This is a genomic window from Ferruginibacter paludis, from assembly GCF_030409685.1.
Classification (GTDB): Bacteria; Bacteroidota; Bacteroidia; order Chitinophagales; family Chitinophagaceae; genus Ferruginibacter; species Ferruginibacter paludis.
On the sequence record NZ_JAUFQJ010000024.1, the window covers coordinates 189,393 to 214,864 of the forward strand.

At 40.7% G+C, this 25,472-nt stretch carries 28 protein-coding genes and 1 pseudogene; 15 read left to right on the plus strand and 14 right to left on the minus strand.

The features are described from left to right. Positions 1-3: 3 nt before the first annotated feature. From QWZ08_RS25175 to QWZ08_RS25210, 8 genes are all read right to left on the minus strand, one after another. Positions 4-675: a DUF1361 domain-containing protein gene (locus QWZ08_RS25175; protein ID WP_290340447.1), complete on the minus strand. Its 672-nt coding sequence runs from the start codon at positions 673-675 to the stop codon at positions 4-6. 6 nt (positions 676-681) lie between these two features. Then, positions 682-1,038, minus strand: coding sequence for a diacylglycerol kinase family protein (locus tag QWZ08_RS25180; RefSeq protein ID WP_290340448.1), 357 nt, complete (start codon positions 1,036-1,038; stop codon positions 682-684). Positions 1,039-1,164: 126 nt separating this feature from the next. Continuing rightward, positions 1,165-2,748: a DUF4153 domain-containing protein gene (locus QWZ08_RS25185; RefSeq protein ID WP_290340449.1), complete on the minus strand. Its 1,584-nt coding sequence runs from the start codon at positions 2,746-2,748 to the stop codon at positions 1,165-1,167. A gap of 39 nt (positions 2,749-2,787) precedes the next feature. After that, the gene (locus tag QWZ08_RS25190) at positions 2,788-3,018 is read right to left on the minus strand and encodes a hypothetical protein (protein WP_290340450.1); all 231 of its coding nucleotides are present in this window, start codon (positions 3,016-3,018) and stop codon (positions 2,788-2,790) included. Between the two features lie 73 nt (positions 3,019-3,091). Beyond that, on the minus strand, positions 3,092-3,502 hold the full coding sequence (locus tag QWZ08_RS25195) for a hypothetical protein (protein WP_290340451.1): 411 nt from the start codon (positions 3,500-3,502) through the stop codon (positions 3,092-3,094). Between the two features lie 49 nt (positions 3,503-3,551). Then, positions 3,552-3,851 (minus strand): winged helix-turn-helix domain-containing protein, encoded by a 300-nt coding sequence (locus QWZ08_RS25200; RefSeq protein WP_290340452.1) that lies wholly within the window; start codon positions 3,849-3,851, stop codon positions 3,552-3,554. A 63-nt stretch (positions 3,852-3,914) separates the two neighbouring features. After that, complete coding sequence (locus QWZ08_RS25205; RefSeq protein WP_290340453.1) at positions 3,915-4,562, minus strand: hypothetical protein; 648 nt, start codon at positions 4,560-4,562, stop codon at positions 3,915-3,917. A 129-nt stretch (positions 4,563-4,691) separates the two neighbouring features. Next, positions 4,692-5,879 (minus strand): aspartate aminotransferase family protein, encoded by a 1,188-nt coding sequence (locus QWZ08_RS25210; protein WP_290340455.1) that lies wholly within the window; start codon positions 5,877-5,879, stop codon positions 4,692-4,694. Between the two features lie 190 nt (positions 5,880-6,069). Here QWZ08_RS25210 and QWZ08_RS25215 point away from each other — a divergent pair, with 190 nt between their 5' ends. The 3 genes from QWZ08_RS25215 (at position 6,070) to QWZ08_RS25225 (ending at position 7,202) form a co-directional block, all read left to right on the plus strand. Then, entirely contained in the window at positions 6,070-6,582 is a 513-nt protein-coding gene (locus tag QWZ08_RS25215) for a gamma carbonic anhydrase family protein (protein ID WP_290340456.1), read from the plus strand. A gap of 60 nt (positions 6,583-6,642) precedes the next feature. Beyond that, entirely contained in the window at positions 6,643-6,837 is a 195-nt protein-coding gene (locus tag QWZ08_RS25220) for a hypothetical protein (RefSeq protein WP_290340457.1), read from the plus strand. 62 nt (positions 6,838-6,899) lie between these two features. Beyond that, complete coding sequence (locus QWZ08_RS25225; RefSeq protein ID WP_290340458.1) at positions 6,900-7,202, plus strand: hypothetical protein; 303 nt, start codon at positions 6,900-6,902, stop codon at positions 7,200-7,202. A gap of 79 nt (positions 7,203-7,281) precedes the next feature. On the opposite strand, the gene rsgA is transcribed toward QWZ08_RS25225, so the two are convergent. Further along, positions 7,282-8,208, minus strand: coding sequence for a ribosome small subunit-dependent GTPase A (rsgA, locus tag QWZ08_RS25230; protein ID WP_290340459.1), 927 nt, complete (start codon positions 8,206-8,208; stop codon positions 7,282-7,284). A 242-nt stretch (positions 8,209-8,450) separates the two neighbouring features. Here rsgA and QWZ08_RS25235 point away from each other — a divergent pair, with 242 nt between their 5' ends. The 3 genes from QWZ08_RS25235 to QWZ08_RS25245 all read left to right on the plus strand — a co-directional run bounded on the left by QWZ08_RS25235 (position 8,451) and on the right by QWZ08_RS25245 (position 12,795). Next, on the plus strand, positions 8,451-9,758 hold the full coding sequence (locus QWZ08_RS25235) for a M16 family metallopeptidase (RefSeq protein ID WP_290340461.1): 1,308 nt from the start codon (positions 8,451-8,453) through the stop codon (positions 9,756-9,758). 49 nt (positions 9,759-9,807) lie between these two features. Continuing rightward, a complete protein-coding gene (locus QWZ08_RS25240; protein ID WP_290340463.1) occupies positions 9,808-11,904 on the plus strand; it encodes a M16 family metallopeptidase in 2,097 nt (698 codons plus the stop codon). 195 nt (positions 11,905-12,099) lie between these two features. Further along, on the plus strand, positions 12,100-12,795 hold the full coding sequence (locus QWZ08_RS25245) for a response regulator transcription factor (protein ID WP_290340464.1): 696 nt from the start codon (positions 12,100-12,102) through the stop codon (positions 12,793-12,795). A gap of 94 nt (positions 12,796-12,889) precedes the next feature. On the opposite strand, the gene ruvB is transcribed toward QWZ08_RS25245, so the two are convergent. Next, entirely contained in the window at positions 12,890-13,921 is a 1,032-nt protein-coding gene (ruvB, locus tag QWZ08_RS25250; RefSeq protein ID WP_290340465.1) for a Holliday junction branch migration DNA helicase RuvB, read from the minus strand. Positions 13,922-14,088: 167 nt separating this feature from the next. On the opposite strand from ruvB, the gene QWZ08_RS25255 reads away from it, so the two are divergent. The 3 genes from QWZ08_RS25255 to QWZ08_RS25265 all read left to right on the plus strand — a co-directional run bounded on the left by QWZ08_RS25255 (position 14,089) and on the right by QWZ08_RS25265 (position 16,187). Continuing rightward, positions 14,089-14,517, plus strand: a complete 429-nt coding sequence (locus QWZ08_RS25255; protein ID WP_290340466.1) for a MarR family winged helix-turn-helix transcriptional regulator — start codon at positions 14,089-14,091, stop codon at positions 14,515-14,517. A 52-nt stretch (positions 14,518-14,569) separates the two neighbouring features. Next, positions 14,570-15,460: an NAD(P)H-binding protein gene (locus tag QWZ08_RS25260; protein ID WP_290340467.1), complete on the plus strand. Its 891-nt coding sequence runs from the start codon at positions 14,570-14,572 to the stop codon at positions 15,458-15,460. Positions 15,461-15,539: 79 nt separating this feature from the next. Continuing rightward, complete coding sequence (locus tag QWZ08_RS25265; protein WP_290340468.1) at positions 15,540-16,187, plus strand: NADPH-dependent F420 reductase; 648 nt, start codon at positions 15,540-15,542, stop codon at positions 16,185-16,187. Positions 16,188-16,245: 58 nt separating this feature from the next. Here QWZ08_RS25265 and QWZ08_RS25270 read toward each other — a convergent pair whose 3' ends face one another. Further along, complete coding sequence (locus QWZ08_RS25270; RefSeq protein WP_290340469.1) at positions 16,246-17,520, minus strand: OmpA family protein; 1,275 nt, start codon at positions 17,518-17,520, stop codon at positions 16,246-16,248. A 180-nt stretch (positions 17,521-17,700) separates the two neighbouring features. On the opposite strand from QWZ08_RS25270, the gene QWZ08_RS25275 reads away from it, so the two are divergent. Further along, on the plus strand, positions 17,701-18,762 hold the full coding sequence (locus QWZ08_RS25275) for a sensor histidine kinase (RefSeq protein ID WP_290340470.1): 1,062 nt from the start codon (positions 17,701-17,703) through the stop codon (positions 18,760-18,762). A gap of 13 nt (positions 18,763-18,775) precedes the next feature. Then, complete coding sequence (locus QWZ08_RS25280; RefSeq protein WP_290340471.1) at positions 18,776-19,504, plus strand: LytR/AlgR family response regulator transcription factor; 729 nt, start codon at positions 18,776-18,778, stop codon at positions 19,502-19,504. Between the two features lie 16 nt (positions 19,505-19,520). Here QWZ08_RS25280 and QWZ08_RS25285 read toward each other — a convergent pair whose 3' ends face one another. After that, on the minus strand, positions 19,521-20,372 hold the full coding sequence (locus QWZ08_RS25285; protein WP_290340472.1) for a phosphoglycerol geranylgeranyltransferase: 852 nt from the start codon (positions 20,370-20,372) through the stop codon (positions 19,521-19,523). A 42-nt stretch (positions 20,373-20,414) separates the two neighbouring features. Here QWZ08_RS25285 and arfB point away from each other — a divergent pair. The 3 genes and pseudogenes from arfB to QWZ08_RS25300 all read left to right on the plus strand — a co-directional run. Next, positions 20,415-20,798: pseudogene (gene arfB, locus QWZ08_RS25290) on the plus strand (alternative ribosome rescue aminoacyl-tRNA hydrolase ArfB); the annotation flags it as partial. After that, positions 20,799-21,551 (plus strand): MbnP family protein, encoded by a 753-nt coding sequence (locus QWZ08_RS25295; RefSeq protein WP_290340474.1) that lies wholly within the window; start codon positions 20,799-20,801, stop codon positions 21,549-21,551. 16 nt (positions 21,552-21,567) lie between these two features. After that, entirely contained in the window at positions 21,568-22,602 is a 1,035-nt protein-coding gene (locus QWZ08_RS25300) for a cytochrome-c peroxidase (RefSeq protein ID WP_290340475.1), read from the plus strand. Here the strand turns inward: QWZ08_RS25300 and QWZ08_RS25305 are convergent. Beyond that, positions 22,599-22,931: a hypothetical protein gene (locus QWZ08_RS25305; RefSeq protein WP_290340477.1), complete on the minus strand. Its 333-nt coding sequence runs from the start codon at positions 22,929-22,931 to the stop codon at positions 22,599-22,601. The genes QWZ08_RS25300 and QWZ08_RS25305 overlap by 4 nt on opposite strands. A 76-nt stretch (positions 22,932-23,007) precedes the next feature. Continuing rightward, the gene (locus QWZ08_RS25310; RefSeq protein WP_290340478.1) at positions 23,008-23,646 is read right to left on the minus strand and encodes a coiled-coil domain-containing protein; all 639 of its coding nucleotides are present in this window, start codon (positions 23,644-23,646) and stop codon (positions 23,008-23,010) included. Between the two features lie 188 nt (positions 23,647-23,834). On the opposite strand from QWZ08_RS25310, the gene QWZ08_RS25315 reads away from it, so the two are divergent. Beyond that, positions 23,835-25,343, plus strand: coding sequence for an oligosaccharide flippase family protein (locus tag QWZ08_RS25315; RefSeq protein ID WP_290340479.1), 1,509 nt, complete (start codon positions 23,835-23,837; stop codon positions 25,341-25,343). Positions 25,344-25,472: the final 129 nt, after the last annotated feature.

Here is a 25,472-nt window from a genome sequence, read left to right on the forward strand (position 1 = left end):
AGATTATAGTTTAAATGATGTATTGCCCGGTTCTTCTAAAAGGCCGGGTAATTTTTTTACGGTAAAATAAAGCAGGCAAAATAAACAAGTAAGCATTCCGGTAACACCCCAGGTGCGGTAATGCTGCAATGGTAAAATAAATGGTGCGGTAATTTGAGCCAACAAATCCAACGGATGTGTCACAATATCCCAGCTGTTCCACCGCAAAAATCGGCCGAGATAAACTCCAAACGAACCTAAAAAAAGACAGCCGACTATCAGCCTGTCTACCAAATGTTGCTTTATTTTTTGTTGTAGAAACCTTTCTACTTTAAATAAGGAGGCAAATGCCAGTATTAAACCGGCAACAGAACTGGTGAATATTAAAATGGCGTCAAACCAAACCGGAACATCGGTATCCACATCTTCCAGGTGAATAAGGTCAGTGATGATATACAAGGCGTTTGGAAAAAATAACAGCCACCCTGCCAAAATAAAATATGCGCTGGTTTGCGACCGGACTTTTTTACTGCTCAGTAAAACGCTCAGCTGAAAAGGTACCCATGCTAAAAACAAATTCCATAAAAGAAATAAATACATCAGTGTTCCCGAATAAAAAACACGGGCTACCAGCATCAGTGTAATAAATGCAAAAAAAGCCAGCTGCACCTTATAAGAAGCACTCAATTGTTTCATAAAAAATCATTTAAAAAGTTGAATAATTTTAGGTCCAAATATGATTGTGCCGGTAATCAGGCTTCCTGCAGCGCATACCAGTACAGCGCCGGCGCTAACATCTTTAATACACTTAATCAATGGATGAAAATCTTTTGTTACCAGGTCGCACATTTTTTCCAATGCCGTATTCAGCATTTCCATAGCCACTACAATAGTACAGCACCCGGTTACAAAAATCCATTCTGTTGTGCTGATTGAGAAATAAAAGCCTGCAGATAATACTACTGCAATCGCCAGCACATGAATTCGGAAATTTTGCTCCTGCTGAAAACAATATTTTATTCCCCTTCCGGCGTAAAAAAATGAACGTAGTAATTTCATAATATCTTTATTTCGCTCTTATTCAATTGCACTTAAAATTCCGGGTATCTCTTTTGCACTGCAATACTGACACCCGGTTAACGCTACCTGCGACTCCCAAGTACGCACATAACGTACTATATTTTGTTAATGGTTTACTATAGCGGTTTCCGGGCCTTTTGCCAGGTGGCTTTTAACATAAGCATCGGCAAAATTCCATGACAACCAGTTATACCCATTTTGCTCTTTAAAAAAATCTGCCTTTCGCCTTTCGAAAAATTGCTTTGCTGTAAGTCCCGACCGGTATAAATATACGTCATTGCGATCATTGGTTTGGACGCTGGATTTCTCCAGCACATCCATATTAGCCTCAAGTACCGGCAGTGCTTTATCTGAGAGCGACAACAAAAATTGTATGTCCAGCGGAATGGTGTCTTTCCTGGCGAGGTTATACTTTACTATCATTTCATCCCAATGTATACAACTGGAAAACACCAGTATAATTATGGCGAACCAGGCATTTACAGTAAGCAGATAATAAGTTGTTTTTAACTGCTGAATTTTTATAAAAATAGTTATCAGTCCAAATAATACCAGCATTAAAAAAATTAATACCCCAATGCGTTTGTAGGCCAGGCCCATGTGTACGATGTAATAATAATCTCTCAATAATACAGAAATCACCAACACCATATTTTGAATCAGCCAGACGTAGGCACCCATGCGCAACCACTTATTCTTTTTATAAAAATTTAAATTGCCCCTGAAGAAAAACAATAACAATACCATTGCAAGCACAATTGAAAAAATCAGCATGCCTGTTCCTTCATGTACGTAGGCAGAAAGATTCATATTATTTTTGTACTGAAAGCCAAACCAGACAAACGCTACATCAATACAGTTAATACAAAGGAGCAGCACGTTGAGTAGCACCAGGCTAATGATACCGGTTTTGTTTTCATTTCGCAGTGCCAGCATACCATCCGCAAATCTGCCCATTAACAAAAACAACAATTGAAACATGCCGGTCCGTTTCCATTCAATAAGGTTTGTCCTTTTTCTGCTGAGCTCTTTAGTCTGAACAATATCCTTTTCAGAAAAATAGGCAACATTGCTTTTTAATAAGAGGCCGCCCGTAATCAATAAACCCAGTAATAAAAACCAACACCATTCCATACTAAACCAGCTAAAAAACTGTGAAAAGAAATGCTGCAGGGCGATTGCAGCGTCGCTCATAATACTGCTAAAGATTGAATTGGCAAAATTGTACAGCCAATAAAATACAATTGAGAGTAATATTGGAATAATTAAAAAACGTACCGTCTTGCGTATATTGTATAATCGCATTTTATTTTGATTCAATTGTGTTGCTCCCCTGAAAAAAGTGGACACCAATAGAAGGTAATTCATAAAAGCAGAACCGGCGGCATACCACACAGAACGATGCAGGTATTGGGTAAACACCACGACTAAAAGCAAGGTAACACTAAAGGCCAGCTTACTCAATTCGGTGTTGTGATACAATAAAGCAAAGACAGTGATGATATGCGCCGCCAGCAGCCACTTTATTGCAGGCTTTTTAAAAGCCGCCGGGTACAGATAAAAAACGGACAAGATTATAAAGAGGTCGAAAAGTATAGTATTGATGCCCAGCTTTTGCTGCCAGAAAATAATGTTAAACAGCAGGGTGCCTGCGGTTACTAAAAGTGTTTTTGTTGATGCAGGTTTCATTTTTAAGGTTTTAGTAGTCTGCATTAGAGCAGCCATTTTTTAATATTTTCTTACGGCACTTGTTTTATCAGCTATCCATTTCCACCAGAACGCAGTGCAGGTTCCGTACACAAACAGCTCGTACAAATTATCAGATACAGAATGCGTGTTGTGTACTGTAGCGAGGGTTACAGGCACCATAAAAAGGATCGCCATCAATGTTACAATGAAGCCCATCGGGTGAATTGGCGAGTAAGTCCAATTTGTTCTTTTAAACCATAGCTGTTTCATGTTGTATAATTTAAATTAATAAAGAAGCCAAGTAGTTTTTCAGCTATCACTGATTTTCTGTAATCCTTCGATACTAAGGCGGCAGATGGCTTTTACAGGTTGCCACAATAAATTTATGATGCAACATAATGGCACTTAATGTGGAACACACAATTGACAGTGTCAGGAGAATTGTGAACGACTTAAATATTGAATTAAATGCTGCATAAAAAACCGCGGCTGAAATTGTTGCGGTAACAAAACCTGTTATAACCAACACCCTGAATAAGTAGCCGGCATCGTCATTTTCTGTAGTGGCAAAAAAGATAAAAAAAATAAACACGGCTGGTGCGGAAAATATCAGTGTAAAAAAGAAGGCAAGTGAAAATGCAAATACCCACCTGTTAAATTCGCTATCGCTGAAAGCCAGCAAGGATGCGGATACTACCGCATTGATTAATGCAGTGAGGACCCAAATTGTAAATGTGTGTAGTATTATTCGCATCTTAATTTTTGAAAGCACTTTGTTTTTCAAAGCGCATGTACAAAAAAAATTATTTAGTTGACCTGATCATTTTTTCCAATGCCTCAATATGTGCCCTAAATGCTTTTTCGCCGGTTTTTGTTGCCAGGTAAGTTGTATTTGTTTTTCGTCCGATAAAACCCTTTTGCACTTTAATGATTCCATTTTCCTCCAGCGCCTTCAAATGACTTGCCAGGTTGCCATCTGTTATAGTCAGCAACTCCTTTAAGTCATTAAAGCTTACATCTGCATTTACCATCAGGGCGCTCATGATACCCAGGCGAATGCGGCTGTCAAATAATTTATTTAAATTTTCTATCGGATTAATCATTGCCCGGGTTTGCCTGTTAAGGACTTTTAATATTAATTTTGCATATGCCCTATACAACAGCATTCACTCCTTTTCATACCTGGTCCACATTACTGCTCCGTAAACAATGTGCAGTACACCAAAACCTATAGCCCAAAAATAAAACCCGTAGCCCATAAATTTCAAATTAATTACCGCCAGTATCAGCTGCCCGTATCCCAGGTAGCGCAATTCATTCAGTGAATATTTACTGGCGTTTACCAATGCAAGGCCATAAAAAATCAGGCAGGCGGGAGCAATCAACCCGATGTCGTTGGCCTGTATGAGCTTTATCAAAAACAAACCACCCACAATTAATGGGATAGCAACATTTATCATTAATCGCCTGGCTGTAGTACCCCATAAAGGAATATGCTGCTTTTTACTCCTGATATAAGTAAATATAAAAGCGCTGATTACGGCGGCTGCAAAAGTAAAAGCGGCAATCCAAAACAACCAGGTATACAATATTACACTGAAGTGCCCTGTACGGACCAATTCATTGCCCGCAGCGGCATCAACAAAAATATCCTTATGGCCATATACATAAGGGTAAGCCACAATGGCACCAATTAAGGCACAAGTACCGGCAGCAATGCCACTCAGCCCGCTTAAACTGATAAAGCGGCTGCTGCGTTCCATCATTTTTTTTATATGCTGCAGGTCATCCAGGGATTGTTGTTGTCCAGTCATAAAAGCACTTTGAAACACAAAGTAAATAGAAAGATTTGATATTTGCAAAAATTACTTTTTGAGGTTAAGGCAATATATTGGGAATGCTAAGCCAGATGCAATGCTGCAGGAAAGGGCCAATGCCTCTTCCTACACTGTAATTTTATTTAAAACATTATTTATTTTTTGGCAGGCTATTATGATTTCTTCATTGGTTATTACCAGGGGCGGTACTATCCTCAAACAATTAGCTGCAAATAAAAACCAGTCCGTAAATACTCCTTCCTCAATCAGCGCATCAATTACTTTCTTATTGAAGTAAAAGTCGTTAAATTCTATTGCCAGCATAAGTCCGCAGCTGCGTACCGCTTTTATAGACGGATGTTGTAACTGCGATAAAAACAATGCTTCTTTTTCCCTAACCGTGCTGATTAAATTTTGCTGCAACAATACGTTCAGCGCTGCCAGCCCTGCAGCACAACTTACCGGGTGTCCACCGAACGTATTGATATGACCGAGCACAGGGTTAACGCTAAGTGAATCCATCATTTGTTTGTTTGCTACAAAAGCCCCCAGGGGCATACCGCCACCCAATGCTTTACCCAATAACAGTATATCCGGAACTACATTGAATTGTTCAAACGCAAACAGGCTACCGTTGCGGCCAAAGGCGCATTGTATTTCATCTAAAACAAGTAAGGTACCCGTTTGGGTACAGCGTGTACGCAAGGCCGTTAGCCAGTTATTTTTTGGCACTATTACGCCCGCTTCTGCCTGTACGGTTTCTGCTATCACGCATGCTGTTTTTTCAGTAATTTGCTGCAGGTCTTCAAACGAATTGTAATTGAGTTGCATCGTATCTGGCAACAAGGGGCGGAAGGCATTGCGCCAGTACTCATCGCCCATAATGCTTAATGCACCCTGTGTGCTGCCGTGGTATGAATTTTTGAAGGAGATGATTTGTGTACGGCCGGTAAAGCGTTTGCTTAGTTTCATGGCGCCTTCGGTCGCTTCACTTCCGCTGGCTGTGTAAAATACCGAGTTAAGGGAAGCGGGCAAGTGTTCCGTAAGCAGTTTTGCATAAGCCACCTGCGGACTTTCCACCAGTTCGCCGTACACCATAATGTGCATGTATTGCTCTGCCTGTTTTTTTATGGCCTCAACCACCTGCGGGTGACAATGACCAATGTTGCATACGCTGATGCCTGCAATAAGATCGATGTATTTTTTTCCATTCACATCCCACAGGTTGCTGCCACTGGCTTTTACAATTTCAAGGGCCAGGGGCGCCTGCGATGTTTGCCCCACATGAGCAAGAAATAATTGTCGCTGCGTCATAAGCCGCAAATTTCGATACAAAAGTTTGATATTCGCAGTAATATTTACAACCGTCGTACTGCTTGCTGTCGGGCCTATTGAATGCCTTAGAACAGCGGGCTGAAGATGCCAAAAGATATTCAGTACACGAGTGCGACGCAACGATGCCGATAATAAAAAACAACTGTTTGTAACAAAATAAATAAAAAATATGCCAGTAATTCTTCCCGTAAAAGGTGTGTTGCCAATAATGGGCAACAATTGTTTTATTGCCCCTAATGCCACCATTGTTGGAGATGTTATTATGGGCGATGATTGCAGCGTTTGGTTTAATGCGGTGATACGCGGCGACGTTAACAGCATTATTATGGGCAATAAGGTAAACGTTCAGGATGGTGCTGTAATTCACTGTACTTATGAGAAAACGAAGGCGGTTATCGGAAATAATGTAAGCATCGGACACAATGCAATCGTGCATGGATGCGTTATAGCTGATAATGTGCTGGTTGGCATGGGCGCTATTGTAATGGACAATGTGCAGGTGGGCAGCAATTGTATCATAGCCGCAGGTGCGGTGGTACTTGAAAATACGATTATAGAACCGGGCTGTATTTACGCCGGTGTACCAGCAAAAAAAGTAAAAAACATCAGTGAAGAACTGATCAGCGGCGAAATAAACAGAATCGCCAATAATTATTTAATGTACAGCGGGTGGTTTAAATAAAAAATGGCAAATGATTTTTTAAGTAGCCGTCTGTAATTTTTATACACCAATCCTAATGCTATGAAAAAAACCATTATTGCCCTTACCTGCCTGTGTTATGTTATGGCGTCAACAAGCTGCGCCGTTTTTAGTAAAAAAGAAAAATTAGGTTGTCCCGGCAGTCCGCAGGCTGGCCAGTTAAGCAATGATTTAAAAATTGCAAAAGGAGACAAAGTGACCCAGACAAAGTACAAAGGCGGGCGTAAAATTTATTGATTTTATGAACCCTCGTTATATTTTAAAATAAAAATTTACCCTAACCCTAAACCCCTGTAACTATGTGTTACCACCTGAAAACTAAATTCGGCAATACGGAAGCCGTTATTGATGACAACTGCGGCGTATCAAAATTTTACGCCATCGCAGAAACCCTCGCCACCGACCTGCAAATTAATTTTTTAAACCAGGTGGATGACACCGAAACCCTTGACTGGGATTTTCATTACAAAAGCCATGTGCTAACGCTGCATTATAATGTTTTCAATGGCGTATCTATTTTTCCGCAACATGTAAAAAGTGTACAACAGGAAAATAATGCCGTGATGGAAATTGCTCATTTTTTAGAACACAGAGCTTACTGATATTAAGAATACTGATTTTGCAGATTGCACGGATTGGTTTAATATAACCTGAATCAGGCAATCTGTAAAATCAATTTGCTTAATAGGATTTCTCTTCTATTTTGTCCAGTATGGTACAGTAACTTATATAGCGGTCCATGTGGATGACACCTTCTTCTACCGCAGCTTTTACGGCACAGCCCGGTTCATTGGTATGCATGCAATTGTTGAACTGGCAGTCGTTGATCAGTTCCCACATTTCAGGAAAATAATGCGACAGCTCCTGCTTTGGAATATCTACCAAACCCAACTCCCTGATACCGGGCGTATCAATTACACGACCACCAAAAGGCAGGTTAAACATTTCAGCAAAAGTAGTAGTGTGCAAACCCTTCCCACTCCAGCCGCTTACATCCTGTGTTTTCAACTGCAATTCCGGAAAAATGGTGTTTATAAAAGAAGATTTACCCACACCGCTGTGGCCGCTTAACAAAGTGGTTTTATCTTTCAATAAATTTTTCACCTCATCTACCCCAATATTTTTCTCAATGCTCATGCCCATTACCTTGTACCCGATTGTCTCGTAGATAGATTTTAATTCGGCAAATTTTTCTGTTTCCTTTTCCTTATACAAATCTGCCTTATTAAATACTATAATGGAAGGAATGCGGTAAGCTTCTGACGTAATTAAAAAGCGGTCGATAAATCCCTGGGATGTTTTTGGCTCTTTTAAAGTAGCAAACAGCAACGACTGATCAATATTGGAAGCGATGATGTGGTGCTTGTGCTTGTTGGCAGGTGAAGTCCTGGTAATATAATTTTTACGGTCTTCAATTTCCGTAATGGTAACGGACCCCTCCAGTTCATTCTCTGCCACAATCGTTACCACATCGCCCACAGCGATCGGATTGGTACTGGTTAAACCATCCATTTTAAACTTACCCAATATGCGGGCATTTAAAACTGTCCCCTCCTCGCTTTGCACCACATACCAACTGCCGGTACTTTTATAAACTGTTGCCTTCATTGTGCACGAATTTCACCAATAAAAATGAATAAAAAAATTGTTTGAAGAAAGCAGCAGGCGGAAGGCTTAAGGCTGAAAGTGCAGGGGTCGGGCGTATAGTTCCCAACTTTTGCTAAAAAAAATGTTGATGCTATATGAAATTCAATACGGTAGATAAAGCGATGTTACCGCTTATCAATTTTTTTAAAACTACCATTGAACATATCAATAACGACTTACATTTGACTTTCAATTAAACAAATATGAAGAAGAGATTTTTTTATTTTTTCCTGATGGCAAGCGCCGTTTCGGCCAGCGCTCAAAAAATAGTTTACACCGAGTACGACTTAAAAAATGGTTTGCATGTTATTTTACACCAGGACAAATCAGCCCCCGTAGTAGCGGTATCTGTGATGTATCATGTGGGAAGCAAGGATGAACAACCCAACAGAACAGGCTTTGCCCACTTTTTTGAACACCTGCTTTTTGAAGGCAGTGACAATATTAAACGTGGCGAATTTATGAAAATTGTGAGCAGCAATGGCGGTCAAAATAACGCTAATACTACCCAGGACCGCACTTTTTATTATGAAGTTTTTCCTTCCAATCAATTGGCTACCGGTATATGGCTGGAGAGTGAACGCATGATGCACCCGGTGATAAATGAAGTGGGCGTAAAAACACAAAATGAAGTTGTAAAAGAAGAGAAAAGATTGCGGGTGGATAACCAACCCTACGGCAATTTTTTCAGTGAAGTAATGAAACACCTTTTTACAAAACATCCCTACAATTGGGTAACAATTGGCAGCATGGCCGATCTGGATGCGGCAACACTGGATGAATTCAAGGCCTTCAATAAAAAATATTATACTCCCAATAATGCTGTACTGACTATAGCAGGTGATATAGATATCGCTAAAACAAAAGCGTTGGTGGAAAGTTATTTTGCAGATATTCCTTCCGGAGTTGCAATAACAAGAACAACTGCCAAAGAAGATCCAATCACGAGTGAGATTATTGACACGGCATATGACAACAATATCCAGATACCGGCTATTTTAGCAGCCTATCGTGTACCGGGTGAAACAAGCAAAGAATCGAAAACACTCGAAATGGCAAGTGCGGTTTTAAGCCAGGGCAACAGCAGCAGGATGTCTAAAAAAATGGTGGATGATAAAAAGAATTCTGTGCAGGTTGGCTCTTTTAACTATTCGCTGGAAGATTATGGCGCCTACATTATTTACGCGTTGCCCAATAACGAAACTCCGCTGGATACACTGCTGAATGATATGAATGAAGAAGTGATTAAACTGCAAACCAGTTTAATCAGCGAAAGTGAATTTACCAAATTACAAAACCAGTTTGAAAACGATTATATAGGTAAAAACAGCAAAATGCTGGGCGTAGCCGAAAACCTGGCGGATGGATATACCTTTTACAAAAACACCAATAACATCAATACCGAACTGGATGAAATCAGGAAGATCACCCGCCAGGATATACAGGATGTGGCCAAAAAATATTTGAACAAAAACCAGCGGGTAGTTTTGTATTATCTGCCTAAAAAATAATAGCACAACTTATTTGATCAAGGATATCATAAAGCAAAAAAATATTTAAATGAAAAAATTATTAATCGTTGCAATCAGTGTTGTTTTGTTACAGCAGGGTTTTGCACAAATAAAAGTTGACAGATCTAAAAAGCCGGCAGCCGGGCCAGCGCCTGTGATTGCCATAAAGGATCCGGTAATATTTACGCTGCCGAATGGCATGACTATACTGGTGGTGGAAAATCATAAATTTCCAAAAGTGACGGCTTCTTTAAACATTGATGCAGGCCCGATACAGGAAGGAAAAAAAGCCGGCCTTGTAGACTTGATGGGGCAGATGCTTGCGGAAGGAACTACCAGCATGGCCAAAGATAAATTTGATGAAGCTGTTGACCTGATTGGTGCAGAAGTTAGTCTTTCGGCCTCGGGCGGTTATGCCAGCGCATTGACCCGCTATTTTGATAAAGCATTTAATTTACTGGCTGATGGATTAAAAAATCCGGCTTTTCCAGCAGCGTCTTTTGATAAATTAAAATCATTTACGCTTACCGGGTTAAAAGCGAATGAAAAAAGTGCACCGGCCATTGCAGCAAGGGTGAATGCAGCTTTAAGCTATGGCAAACAAACAGCCATGGGTGAGTTTACAACCGAAGAAACGGTAAAAGGTCTTACACTGGACGATGTAAAAGAGGCGTATAAAAATTACATTACCCCATCCCGTTCTTACCTCACTTTTGTGGGCGACATAACACCAGAAGCTGCAAAGGAACTGGCCACAAAAGCCTTTGGAGAATGGACAGGAAAAAAACTTGTCCTTCCCGTAATTCCATTGGTAAAAAATCCCGCCAGAACTGAAATAGATTTTGTTGATGTACCTACTGCCGTACAAGGGCAGGTAAGCGTTGGCAACCTGATCAGCAACCCGATGAACAATAAAGATTATCATGCCCTACTGGTAGCCAACCAAATTTTAGGTGGCGGAGCAGAAAGTAAATTATTTATGAACCTGCGGGAAAAACACGGATTTACCTACGGCAGTTATTCAAGGGTTGGCAGCGGCCGCTTTCAAAGTTTATTTACGGCAAGCGCCGCCGTTAGAAGTGATAAGGTAGATAGTGCTACTGCCGAAATATTTGGCGAAATTTTAAATATGCGGGACGGAAAAATTACCCAGGAAGAACTGGATAATGCAAAAGCTATCTACAACGGCTCTTTTGCCCTTGGCATGGAAGACCCCGCCCGCACTGCTACTTATGCATCCAATATTTTGATCAATAATTTACCCAAGGATTTTTACAGAACTTATCTGCAGAAAATAAACGCCGTTAAGCTCAGCGATTTAAAAAGGGTATCGGGAACCTATTTTAACGAAACCAGTTCACGGATTGTGATTGCAGGCAATGGCGCTGTTATACTACCCAAATTAATGCGGCTTGGTTACCCGGTAAAAAGATACGACCGGTTTGCCAATCTTATAGTTGGCAAACCTGCTGATAAAAAAGGTACCGAAACTCCAAAAAATACCAACAGTATTTCAGCCGCCGAAATTATTGAAACCTATTTAAAAGCAATTGGTGGTAAGGAAGAGGTAAAAAAAGTTACCAGCTTATCAGCGGTTATAAGTCTTGATATGATGGGCCGTACATTTGACGGGGTAGAAAAGCGAATGAATCCCAACCTGCAGATGATGGAATTAAAAATGGGCACCATAACGGTAATGAAAATGATGTTCAATGGTGCTACCGGGTTTCAGCAGCAGGGGCCACAAAAAAAGGATTTCACTGATAAGGAAATTAAAGAGGCAATGGATGATAAAGGTGTAATTCCCCAGTTGTTCTATATAACTGATGGCGCTTACAAAACCAATTATCTTGGCACAGGCAAAGTAGATGAAGAAGACACTTATCGTTTGCAGGTTATAATGCCAAGCGGAAGAAGTACTGTGCAGGAATACAGTGTAAAGACCGGCTTGTTATTGAAGGAAGAAACTACTTCAACCCAGGAAGGTGCAGATGTGCCGCTGACTGTAGAGTATAAAAACTATCAAAAAACAGGGACCCTGCTGCTGCCAACAGAAGTTACCAGGATTGCCGGCGGCCAGGAAATCCCTTTTAAATACAAAGAAATAAAATTAAATGAAGGCGTAACTGATGCTGATTTTAAATAAGCAATTCTCTTAAACTTTTTAAAAAAGTCCATTCCCGCAAAGAATGGATTTTTTATTTTACCAAGCCAAATTTTTGCAGGCGTCCATCACAGCAAACGGCCGCCCCTGTACAATAAGACCTTTAACAAAAAAATAGGCATTATATTCGCTGCATCAATTTTGATTTAATTTTATTTGCCATTAAACTTTTAAAACATGGAAGCAGCAAAACCCAAAATATTATTGTGCGAAGATGATACCAACCTGGGTATGGTCTTAAAAAATTACCTTGAACTGAACGATTATGATGTAGTGCTGGAAAGAGATGGCCGTCTTGGCCTGGCCGCATTTCAACGGGAAAAATTTGATATCTGTTTACTGGATGTAATGATGCCAAATATGGATGGCTTCACATTAGCTGAAGAAATCCGCGATATCAATCCCGATGTGCCGTTATTTTTCTTATCGGCCAAAACCATGAAAGATGATATTATACAGGGATACAAACTGGGGGCAGATGACTACATTACCAAGCCGTTTGACAGTGAAGTGTTATTATTGAAAATAAAAGCCATTTTAAAACGCAACGAAGAAATGCACCGTGAAGAAGTGAACGCAGAGTTTGATATGGGGAAGTATCATTTCAACCCACGCCTGCGGGAGCTGGTGTATGAAGGAAAGGTGCAAACCTTATCCCCAAAAGAAAACGAATTATTAAAGATGCTGTGTGAGTATAAAAATGATTTGTTGCAGCGGGAGATTGCCTTAAAGAAAATCTGGGGCAGCGATACTTATTTTAATGGCCGCAGCATGGATGTATACATTGCCAAATTGCGCAAGTATTTGAAAGAAGACAGTACCATTGAAATTGTGAATATTCACGGCAATGGCTTCAGGTTAGTAGCAGCATAGCATATAAACAACCAATCATACCTTTCAGGATTATAAAAAATGCCAAAGTTCAAAAAAACTTTGGCATTTTTTATTTTATAAGTATGGTAAAATTCTAAAACAATGCGCCGGCAAAACCTGCGCCGGGTGCTGCTTTACCGAGATGCTGATAGGCTTTAGCCGTAGCTTCCCTTCCTCTTGCAGTACGTTGCAAAAAGCCTTCCTGGATCAGGAATGGCTCGTATACTTCTTCCAGTGTGCCCGGCTCTTCCCCCACCGCAGTGGCTATGGTAGTTATACCAACCGGTCCACCCTTAAATTTATCAATGATGGCATTCAGAATACGGTTGTCCATTTCATCCAGGCCATGCTCATCTACATTCAATGCTTTTAAGGAATGCTGTGTAATGCCTATATCAATGTTGCCATCGTTTAACACTTGCGCAAAATCACGAACCCTCCTTAAAAGTCCGTTGGCGATACGTGGTGTGCCGCGGCTGCGCCGTGCAATTTCATCTGCGGCAGCTGTAGATATGGATGTGTTTAATATCGATGCAGACCGCAAAATAATTTTCTGCAATGTTGCAGCGTTGTAATATTCCAACCTTGATTTGATCCCGAAACGGGATAACAGCGGTGCTGTAAGTAAACCGCTCCTGGTAGTTGCGCCAATCAGCGTAAAGGGATTTAAATTAATCTGTACGCTTCTTGCATTTGGACCACTGTCAATCATAATATCGATGCGGTAATCTTCCATCGCCGCATATAAATACTCTTCCACCACATTACTGAGGCGGTGTATCTCATCAATAAATAATACGTCGTTGGTTTCCAGGTTAGTTAGCAGTCCTGCCAAATCACCGGGTTTTTCAATTACAGGACCACTGGTTTCTTTAATAGTTACACCCAGTTCGTTGGCAACAATCCGGCTAAGTGTAGTTTTACCTAACCCGGGAGGACCATGAAATAAAATATGATCCAGGGCCTCCCCTCTTATTTTAGCTGCCTTAATAAATATCCTTAAGTTCTCTATCGTTTGCGGCTGGCCTGAAAAATCGGCCATTTCACTGGGCCGGATGTTATTTTCAAAATCCTTTTCCGCAGAACTCAATGCTTCTCCATCCTTATTTAAATTCGGGTTTGCCATGCTGTAAAAATAATCATTTAAGCAATGAGGTGATGGCTAATTTTTAGGGATGTTTTGCAGAGCTTTTTAAAAAGCGCCATTTTTAAATTGCGGAAAAATTAACCTTCAAAAAATAAAGAGATTAATATTTGTATATACAAACAAAATGTTTTTACTTTGTGTTTGTTATGAAAGCATCAGGAAGCAGGTTCAGTAAGTGTTTATATTTTTCGGCCAACGCTTTTGCCCGCAAAGTGGAGAAGCTGGCTACTAACAGCTGGAAGAAAATCAATCTTACACCCAGTCATGCCTATTTGCTGATGACCGTTATTGAAGAGCCGGGTGTACAGCCCGGAAAGCTGGCGGAAGAAATGCAGCTTACACCCAGTACAATCACACGTTTGATAGAAAAAATGGAAGAAAATAAATTGGTGGTACGAACGACTGAAGGCAAAGTAACCAATGTATATCCTACACCAAAAGCCAACCAATTATATCCGCAAATGAAAGATTGCCTGGATGAATTTTATACGAATTGTATTTCCATTTTAGGGGCGGAAGAAATGAAGCGGACGGCACAAAACATCAACAAATTGAGCGACAAACTAAGCAGTTAAATTTTTTTTATTATTATTTGTATATACAAACATTAAACAACAAACCATTATTATGAAGTACGTTATCACCGGCGGCGCAGGCCATATCGCTGCAGCACTCACAGAAAAATTATTGAAAGCAGGTCACAGTGTGACAGTAATTGGCCGCACTGCCGGCAATTTGCAAGGTTTAGTTAGCCAGGGAGCCACAGCAGCTGTGGGTTCGCTGGAAGATGCGGGCTTTGTAACAGCCACATTCGCTGGCGCAGATGCAGTCTACACGATGATACCGCCCAATTTTGCAACCGACAATTTCAGGCAATATCAAAAAAAAGTGGCCAGTAATTATATTGCTGCCATTAAAGCCAACAACATTCAACACGTGGTGGTACTCAGCAGCATTGGTGCACATATGGGTATAGGTGCAGGCCCGGTGGACGGGTTGGCAGAATATGAAGGATTATTGCATCGGCTCACGGATGTAAATATTAAAGTATTGCGTCCATCATACTTTATGTATAATTTATTCAACATGATTCCGCTCATCAAAAACATGCAGATTATGGGCGCCAACTTTGGTGGCAGTGGAGAAAAACTGGTACTGGTGCATACCAATGATATTGCAGCAGCAGCGGCCGAAGAATTACTGGCGTTAGATTTTACCGGGAATACGATACGGTATGTTGCAGGCGATGAAAGAACGGGGGCCGACATAGCTGCTGTATTAAGCAATGCCATCAATAAACCCGGTATTCCATGGGTGGAATTTACGGACGAACAGTCGTTACAGGGTATGAAACAGGCCGGCCTTGGTAAAGAATTTGCAGCAAGCTATACCACTATGGGCAAAGCATTGAGAGAAGGAAAAATGCAGGAAGATTACTGGAAGAATCACCCGGCATTGAGTAGCACCAAGCTGGAAGATTTTGCAAAAGAGTTTGCTGCGGCTTACGCACAACAGTAATTTTTACAATGCATTTTTTGAACTATTAACTGGTATCAAATTGGCGGTGAAGCTAACATCTCATCATTAAAAAATTTTTATGAAAGCAGGTATAATAGGAAGCGGCATTGTTGGCAGGGTGCTGGCTTCAGCACTTTTAAAAGAAGGAAACGAGGTAATCCTCGGCACGAGGAACCCGGCAAAAGAAGAAGTTGTAAAATGGAAATCAGAAAATACGGGCGGTAACGCCGGTACCTTTGAAGAAGCAGCGGATTTTGGCGAACTGATTATTTTAGCGACCAGGGGAGCCATTGCCGCAGATGCCGTACGGCTGGCTGGTCCTGCTAATTTCAAAGGCAAAACAGTCATTGATACTACCAACCCCATTGCGGAAACTCCTCCGGTGAATGGCGTATTGCAGTACTTTACATCTCCCAACCAATCCCTGATGGAATCATTGCAGGAGTTACTTCCCGAAGCTCATTTAGTAAAGGCATTTAACAGTGTTGGCGCTAACAAAATGTATAAGCCCGATTATAAAGGAATTGTGCCTACCATGTTCATTTGCGGAAACAACGAAGCGGCAAAAAAAATGGTCACTTCCATCTTGACAACATTTGGCTGGGAAACGGAAGACCTTGGAAAAATTGAAGCTGCCAGGGCAATTGAACCGCTTGCCATGCTTTGGTGCATTCCGGGCATGCTGAACAACCAATGGACACACGCTTTTAAATTATTGAAGCAATAACTTCCTGAAAATAAAAATCCCTCCGCCTTAATATGCGGAGGGATTTTTTATATAAAAACTATTTCGATTTTACATTGATCGCTACCCTCCGGTTCATGGCTTTACCTTCGGTTGTAGCATTATCGCCGATTGGAAATTGCGGACCGTAGCCTTTAGCCCCTGCGATTGATTTTGCTCCTGCACCCAATTTTTTCAATTCAGCAACCACTGCGTCTGCACGTTTTTGTGAAAGGCCTGTATTGAAAGCAGAGTCGCCCACGTTATCAGTATAACCGCCCAGTTTAAAACTGGCCGTCGGAAAAGCTTTGCTGATGGCCACTATATTTGTTAATTGGTTGGAACTTGCCGAATCAATTTTAGCACCACCGGTTACAAAGCGCACATTGGTAAATTCAAACCAGTTGCCTTTTACCGTATCAATCTTTGCAGAAGCATCCGATAAAAATTTGTATAACCTGTTTTCGGTAGAATTTTCTCCGACGGTTAAAGAACCGGCACCGTTGGGTAAATTAATGGTAATCATTTTTCCAAGGTCGTACACATAATTTCCGCTTGTATCAACCTTGCCTGTAACGGCAGGTTCCGTAACTGCTAAAGGTTTCTCTTTAACAGTTGAATCGGCTGTGGTTGCGACTGTCTCAGTTTCAGATTTGCTGGTGTTACCTCCAAATAAATACCAGGCTGCTGCGGCCAGCAATACCAGTAATAATAGGGGCAGTAACCATTTAATGCCGGTACCCGCAGGCTCTGCTGCTTCTTCTGTATAATGGCTGGCGGCAGTGGTAATATGATGACTTGCAGATGTCGTTGCACCGGTGATGGCACTTAAATTTAAACCTGCCGGGATAGCATTATTTATATTTTCTTTTTGGCTGCTTAGCAAATTACTTAAACCGATGGCATTCAGCTGATTGCTGTTGACGTGTTTTCCTAAAAACCCCACTATGATAGGCGCAACAATACTAATTAAAGAACTGGCCGATGCCGGCCGTAAGCCAGAAAAGCCAGACAATAATCCGGTAAGTCCGTTTGCTTTATCGCCAAAAATATCGATTAATAACGCCGCTCCTTTATTTAGGAGGCTGGTATTATCGTTTCCAAAAAATCCGGCAGGTTCTGGTTGAGTCTGGCTTTGTTCGTTCACCATGCGGAATACTGCATCTGCCCCTGCAACAGTGGAAGATTGCTCTGCCAAGCCGCCTAATACCGCCGGCACAATGCCCGTTAAGGCTTTGCGCACACCTGTTTCGCTTTCGCCTAAAAAAGAGCCTGCCTTATCTGCCAATTCGGTGGAGATGAGCTTGTTTGCTGCTTCAACTAAATTGAATGACATAGTGTATGTTTTTATTTAAAAGATTAATTGTTGATTACAAGGTTATAAACTTTTTTACAAAAAGCAAGTAATCAACATAATTTATTAATATTGGCTGTTGTAACCTCTTACAACGGCATATTACCATTAATAAAATCGCCGGGAGGGCCGCAGGAATGTAATTTGTAAATTTGTATTCTCATGTTAAAAAAGATATCAAAATATTGGGTTTGTCAACTTGCAGGCTGGGGCGCAAGCATGGCCATATCTACTTTCTTTTATTTAACCTTGTCGGTACGAAAAGTAGATAATTTTGTATTGTTGATATTAATCAGCGTATTGCTGGGCATTTTAATTACCCACCTGATGCGTATGGTGATACGGGAATATAAAGTATTGGAAAAACCCATTCAAACGCAGATTATTGCTTTTATTACTTTAACCATTGTATTTTCTGTTGTTTATGCCTGCGCTGATGTTGCGATAGAAAATATTTTTAATTTAAGAGATACCGGTGGCCCTAAAATATCACTTGCCAATGAAGTAGCCCGCACAGTGATCAATAACTTTTTTATACTTTTAATTTGGAACCTCATCTACTACACTTATCATTATGTTGAGCGTAACAGGCGGCAGGAAGTGGATACCTTAAAATTACAATCGGTTGTAAAAGAGCTGGAACTTAAAACCATTAAATCGCATATCAATCCCCATTTTATTTTTAATGCCTTAAATAGTATCAGGGCGCTGGTAGATGAAAATCCAACCCGTGCAAGAACTGCCATTACAGAGCTCAGTAATATTTTACGCAGCAGTATGCAGGCAGAAAAACTGGAGACCGTGCCGCTGGAAAGGGAATTAAACATTGTAAAAGATTACCTGGCGCTGGAAAAAATGCGTTTCGAAGAAAGATTAATAGTGGAAATGGATATTGATGAAGACACTTTGGGGCAGCCTGTACCGCCCATGATGTTGCAGACGCTGGTGGAAAATGCCATCAAACACGGCATCAGCAAAAGAATTAACGGGGGTACAATCAGGGTCATTTCTGATTTTGTAAATGATCATCATGAGCTGGTTGTGCAAAACTCAGGGCAGCTGAACGGCTATGTAAATGATGACGGATTTGGTGTTAAAAGCACTCAATACCGGCTGAATTTATTATACCAGGGCAAGGCAACTTTTGAAATTAAAAACACTGAGTCTGATATGGTGGAATCGAGGATCACCATGCCTGTATCATTTGTAAATGTAAACCAGTAAACAAATTGTAAATATGCACAGAGCTATTATAATAGACGACGAACGTTTAGCAAGAAATGAACTGAAAAAATTATTGCTTGAATTTCCGGATGTGGAAGTAATTGATGAAGCTGCCAACGCAGCCGAAGGCATTGAAAAAATTGATTCGCTTAGCCCGGACTTGATTTTTCTGGACATACAAATGCCCGGTAAAACAGGCTTTGATATGCTGACGGAACTCGACAAGGCGCCGCATGTAATTTTTACAACTGCCTATGACGAATATGCACTGAAGGCATTTGAAGTGAATGCGCTGGATTATTTAATGAAACCCATTGAGCCAAAAAGATTGGCCGATGCCATCCAGAAATTACAACAGGCGGAAGAAAAAGAACTGGCCGCCAACCAGGCCTTTAACCGCGGCATGCTCACTGAAAATGACCAGGTTTTTGTAAAAGACGGGGAACGTTGCTGGTTCGTAAAACTATCTGAAGTAAGGCTGTTTGAAAGTGTGGGCAATTATGCGAAAGTCTTTTTTGCAGGGAACAAACCGCTGATTTTAAAATCGCTGAATGCATTGGAAGAGCGGCTGGATGAAAAAGTATTTTTCAGGGCCAACCGCAAGCACATTGTAAACATGCGGATGATAGAAAAAATTGAACCCTATTTTAACGGTGGCTTATTGCTGGAACTAAGGGGTGGTGAAAAAGTGGAAGTAAGCAGACGACAGGCCGTTAAATTTAAAGAGATGATGAGTTTATAATAACCGGGCGGAGATTTTATAGCACGCCCACACCTGCACTATGTACGGCAGCTGCCATTTCTTTGATAAGGGATGCATCTTTTTCGATGGCGTTGCCGACAACAATTACGTCAGCACCAGCTTTGCAGTTTAAATACACTTTTTCAGGATCGGTAATGCCGCCTCCAATAATCAAAGGCACTTCAATGGATTGTGCCACTTTTTCAATCATGCTTTCGCTTATGGGGCGCATGGCGCCACTGCCGGCATCCATATAAATTAATTTCATTCCCAGCATTTCTCCGGCCATGGCAGTACACATGGCGATTTCGTTTTTATCAGCAGGCAATGGGCTGGCATTGGAAATATAAGACACGGTTGTTGGAGCGCCACCATCTACTACCATATACCCGGTAGACATGATTTCGAGCCCGCTCTTTTTTACATTAGGCGCTGATACAACATGCTGGCCAATCAGCAATTCAGGATTGCGGCCACTGATTAAAGAAAGGTATAATAAAGCATCTGCAAAGCGGCTAACCTGTGCCGTACTGCCAGGAAATAATACGGTAGGAATAGAACAACTTTTTTTAATGAGCTGAAGACATTCATCCAGGTAATTGGAAATCACCAAACTGCCACCTACCAAAAAATAATCCACCTTTGCATTAACAGCCAACGCAATTAAATGCTCCAAATTCTGATCATTGACTTTATCAGGGTCAATTAAAACAGCAAATGATTTTTTGCCAAGCCGCTTGCGTTCCGTCAGTGAATGATATATACCTTTTAGCATCAACTCTTTATTCGTTACCCTGCAAATGTAAAAATTTTTAGCCTTACTAAAATTCTTATTAAGATAAAGATCGCGAAATGAATCTTTTAACATACCACCTTTTGTATAAATGGGGTAAATTTGAAAATGGATATTACCGCAGAAATAAAATTTAAAACAGCCCGCAGCGGCGGCAAGGGCGGCCAGAATGTAAACAAGGTAGAAACGATGGTGGAAGGCTACTGGAACATTGCAGCTTCTGCCCTGCTCAGCGAAGGTCAAAAACAGCTGGTGATATCCAAATTAATCAACAGGATAAATGCAGACGGCAACCTGCTGGTTAAAAGCCAGGAAGAACGCAGCCAGCTTGGCAATAAACAACTCGTGATTGAAAAAATGAATGCCCTTGTTACCAAAGCACTCATCATCCCCAAAAAAAGAAAACCTACCAAACCAAATAAAGCTGCCAAAGAAAAAAGGATCAACACCAAAAAGAAATCGGGCGAAATAAAACAAACCCGGATGAAAGTTAAATTGTAAATGATGAAGCCAGCTTTGTGTTTGTTGATTTTTTTCTGCGTGATTTTTCTTTTACCGCCGGCAACCGTAAATGCCCAGCAGCAACCCAATATTAAAATCAGTTTTATCAATTATGCCGGTAATCAACCATTGGTGCCAGACTCACTTTATGCCAATTGCTGGAAGGAAAATTATTCTGTAAGCCGGCTAAAATATTATATCAGCAATATTGCTTTGCAAACAAGCAATCAAAAATGGAACGCTGAACAAAACAGTTATCACCTTGTCGATGAATCAGACAGCCTTTCAAAGAATTTTTCTTTTTATCTTCCTTCTGGTAATTATACAACGCTTTCTTTTTTAATTGGAGTAGACAGCCTGAAAAATGTAAGCGGCGCACAAACAGGTGCACTGGATCCATTAAACAGCATGTTCTGGACCTGGAACAGTGGTTATATTATGTTTAAAATGGAAGGCACATCACCACAATCTGCTGCTGTGAATAATAAAATAGAATACCATATTGGTGGATTTTCAGGTGTTGATAATGCCGTAAAAAAAATAAGGTTGCAGCTTGCGGGCATACCGGTTGCCATTAATAATAAATCCATCACAGAAATTATTATCCGTGCTAATATTGACAAACTATGGAATGCAGCCACAGTACTTAAAATAACTGAAACTCCTGTCTGCACAATACCCGGTCCACTGGCTGGCCGCATTGCGGCAAACTATACAACTATGTTTGATGTACTAAAAATTGTTCAGCGATAAATTAACTTGCTCACTCTTGAAGATAAAAATTACTATATCGCTTTTGTTGATTGTGTTGATGGCATCTGCTTTTATACCTCATCAGCCGCCACATAAACTAACTTACTTAAAACTAGTTATTCCAAAAGGCTGGCCCCAGCCGCCCACCAATATTTTTGCCACCAATCCATTAACGGAAGAAGGCTTTCAGCTGGGCCGTAAATTATTTTATGATGCCAGGCTGAGCAGGGACAGCAATTTTTCCTGTGCCGGCTGCCACCAGCAGTTTGCGGCATTTGCTACTTACGATCACGACTTCAGCCATGGCTTTAATAATAGTTTTACCACCCGCAATGCACCGGGCCTGTTCAACATCGCCTGGCAAAAAGAATTGCATTGGGATGGTGGCGTTAATCATATAGAAGTTCAGCCATTGTCGCCATTTACGGCGGCTAATGAAATGGCCACTACCCTGCCCGAGATATTAAAAAAGCTAAAAGCAGATACAGCCTACGCAAGGCTTTTTAAAAATGCGTTTGCCGATGGTATGATCAACAGTCAGCACATGCTGAAAGCCCTGGCGCAATTTACCGGCAGCATACAATCATACAACAGCAAATACGATAAAGTAAAACGTGGAGAAGATAGTTTTACGGTGAGTGAAGCATTGGGCTATAAAACTTTTATGGCCAGCTGTAACAGCTGTCACAGGGAACCTTTGTTTACGGATAATTCTTTCCGCAATAACGGACTGCCGCTGAATAAAAAATGGATGGATAAAGGCAGGATGACAATCACCGGCAACCTGGCCGATTCCTTAAAATTTAAAGTACCCAGCCTCCGGAATATTTCTCTTACATTCCCTTATATGCATGATGGAAGAGTGGTAAGCCTGGGCAAAGTGATTGATCACTACCGGAACAGTATTGATACTGCACAACCAACACTGGATATGTTACTTAAAAAAAGAATTGCTATTTCCGACCAGGAAAAGGTAGACCTCATTTCTTTTTTATTGACTTTAAAAGATGATGTATTAACGCATGACCCAAGATTTAAGCAGCCCAATTAACGGTGCGGATCGCCTTTATACCAGCGGAAAATAAACCATACAAAAGAAATAAATGCAGGCAGACCCAGCAACGATGGAATCGCTTTTACAAAGTCTGTCATCTTAATTTTTGCATTGCTGATGTTGCGGTCTATAAATATGTTATTGAGTGCAAATCCTACTAAAGCGGTTGTCCAGCTCAATAATAAAAGAGGAAAAAGAACGCCGGCATCCACTACGCCGTGTTCACGCCAGATAAAAACCCTGTATTGAGAAGGCATAAGAAAAACCACACCCAGTAAGATGCAGGAAATTAGACTTAGCAACAAAGAAAATTTCCAGAGTTTCATGGTTTTTATAGAATATCGGGCATAAAAAACGTGCAACTTTTTGCTGCACGTATATATAAACGATTTATATAAAAGATTATTGCCTGCGTTTCTCTTTCAACGTCTGCAATATCTGTTGCTGCTTTTCCATTTCAGTCTTCTGGGAAGCCTGCTTTTTTATATTTTCAGCGATGTCATTTTCGAGTTTTGATTTCTTCTTTTGCAAATCATCCGCCGTTTCTGTCAGACTGCTTAAACTTTTGGCAGCTTTCTTAACAGCATCTTCCTGGTCGATGATTTGTTGCTCCAGATCGTAGGCAGCTACCCGTGCAGTGAGACCATTCAGGTAATTTTTTGCGCTGTCAATCAATACAGCATTGGTGGTATCTCCAATAAATTTATCAAAGCCGCTGGAGATTAGCATGGTCACCGTGCACGCATCTTTTTCTTTCCTGCTCTTCCGGTCTGCCTTAAAGTAAAGGTCGTAACTACCTGGTCCAAGTTGTGGCAGATGCACCCCGCGGTAGGTCATGTACCCCTTGGTATCCTTTCCCTTATATCCTAACTTTTGAAAATAATCTTCAAGAGAACTGGTGATTGTTTTTTCAGAAAAAGGAACATCCGTTTCAATACCAGGTTGTTTTGTTTTTTGATAATCGGCTGTTGCAACACGTGATTGCGCAAAGGAAGTCAGACAAATTGCTGTAGCCATTACAGCGAAGTAAAGTTGTTTCATAAACAGTTTTAATTTTCGTAAAGGTAACACTTGAACAAAATCACACAACAATAAAATTAAAATATGTTGTTAGTTAAGGTCAGCAACACGACTGAAAAATGAAATTAAATGCCAAAAACACCGTTGATACTTTATAAGCGCAAAAAATAAAATATATACAAGTAAATTTGTCCCTAAACGTTTTTTAATTGAGCAACATAAAAAAATTAGCATCTCAAACCATGTGGTATGGGCTTAGTTCAATAGCCGCACGGTTAATCAACTACCTGCTTACGCCCTATCTCACGTACTCTGAAAACATCAAGACTTCTGATTTTGGTAAAATGGCGTTGATCTATGCAGCGCTTCCAATTCTCAATATCCTGTTCACTTATGGTTTTGAAACAGCGTATTTCCGTTTCTCTTCCAAAGAAGAAAATAAGGATACTATTTATAACACTGCTTTTTTATCCCTGCTATCTTCAACCATTGTCTTTACAGCGTTGCTCTGGTTTAACCAGGCAAGTTTTGGCAATATTATCGGGCTGGGTAATTATCCGCAAATTGTTCAGCTGGGCATTTTTATTATTGCCTTTGACACCTTAAGCACAATTCCTTTTGCAAGATTGCGCCAGCAGGGCCGTCCGATGAAGTTTGCCTTTGTAAAAATTACCGGCATCCTCATCAATATCTTTTTTACCTGGTTTTTTATCAGTTATTGTTCGCATGCCGTAAAGCAGGATCCCAATAGCTGGATCAGCATTATTTACGATACCAGCATTAACCCCATTGTGTATGTAGTATTGGCCAACTTAATTCAATCCGTTGTTACCTTACTTTTCTTATCAACCGAAATTGCAGCTATCCGTTTTAAGTTCGACACCAGGTTGTGGAAAGAAATGATGGTATACTCATTGCCCCTCATCATTGTTGGTATGGGCGGTATGGTAAACGAAACTTTCGACAGGCTGATGCTTAAATGGTGGCTGCCAGGCGATGCACTCGCCAACGATACACAGGTGGGTATCTATAGCGCCTGTTATAAATTATCCATCCTCATTACTTTGTTTATACAGGCTTTCCGCATGGGGGCCGAGCCCTTCTTTTTTAAACAGGCAGAAGGCCAAAACCCGCAACGTGTTTTTGCCCGGGTGATGAAATTTTTTGTCATCATTATATCGCTGATGTTTTTAGCGGTGAGTTTGTTTATGCCCATCTGGAAAAACTTTATCGGCCCAAAATACTGGGACGGATTATCAGTTGTGCCCATCCTCTTACTCGCCAACATGTTCATTGGTATCTATTACAATTTAAGCGTATGGTATAAATTGGGTAACAAAACTTCGGCTGGCGCCTGGATCACTGTTGGCGGGGCTTTGCTTACAACAATTATCAATTATTTATTTATTCCGAAGTATGGCTACATGGCCTGCGCCTGGGCCACATTTTTTTGTTACGGCAGCATGATGGTGGCTTCGTTTATCTGGGGCCAGAAAGAATACCGCATCCCTTATGCATGGAAAAAACTGGTTGCCTATATCGTTATTGTAGTACTACTTTTCTTCGCACACAAAGGCATCACTGCTGTATGGAACAATAAATTTTTTAGTTTAACCATCGCCACTATTTTAACCGGTTGTTATATGTGGTTTATTGGTACGGTAGAAAAAAAGGAATTGCCGCAGTTGCCTGTTGTAGGAAAATATTTTAAAAAATAATTGTCCAGGCGAATAAGCTATAATCAGCTTCACAGGCGTCGCACTCTTGTACATTTTATCTCTCTTGAACTTTTATCAAAGCGTTTGCTGCAGCGGACCTATCTCAATTAAGTACTTATTATATCTTGT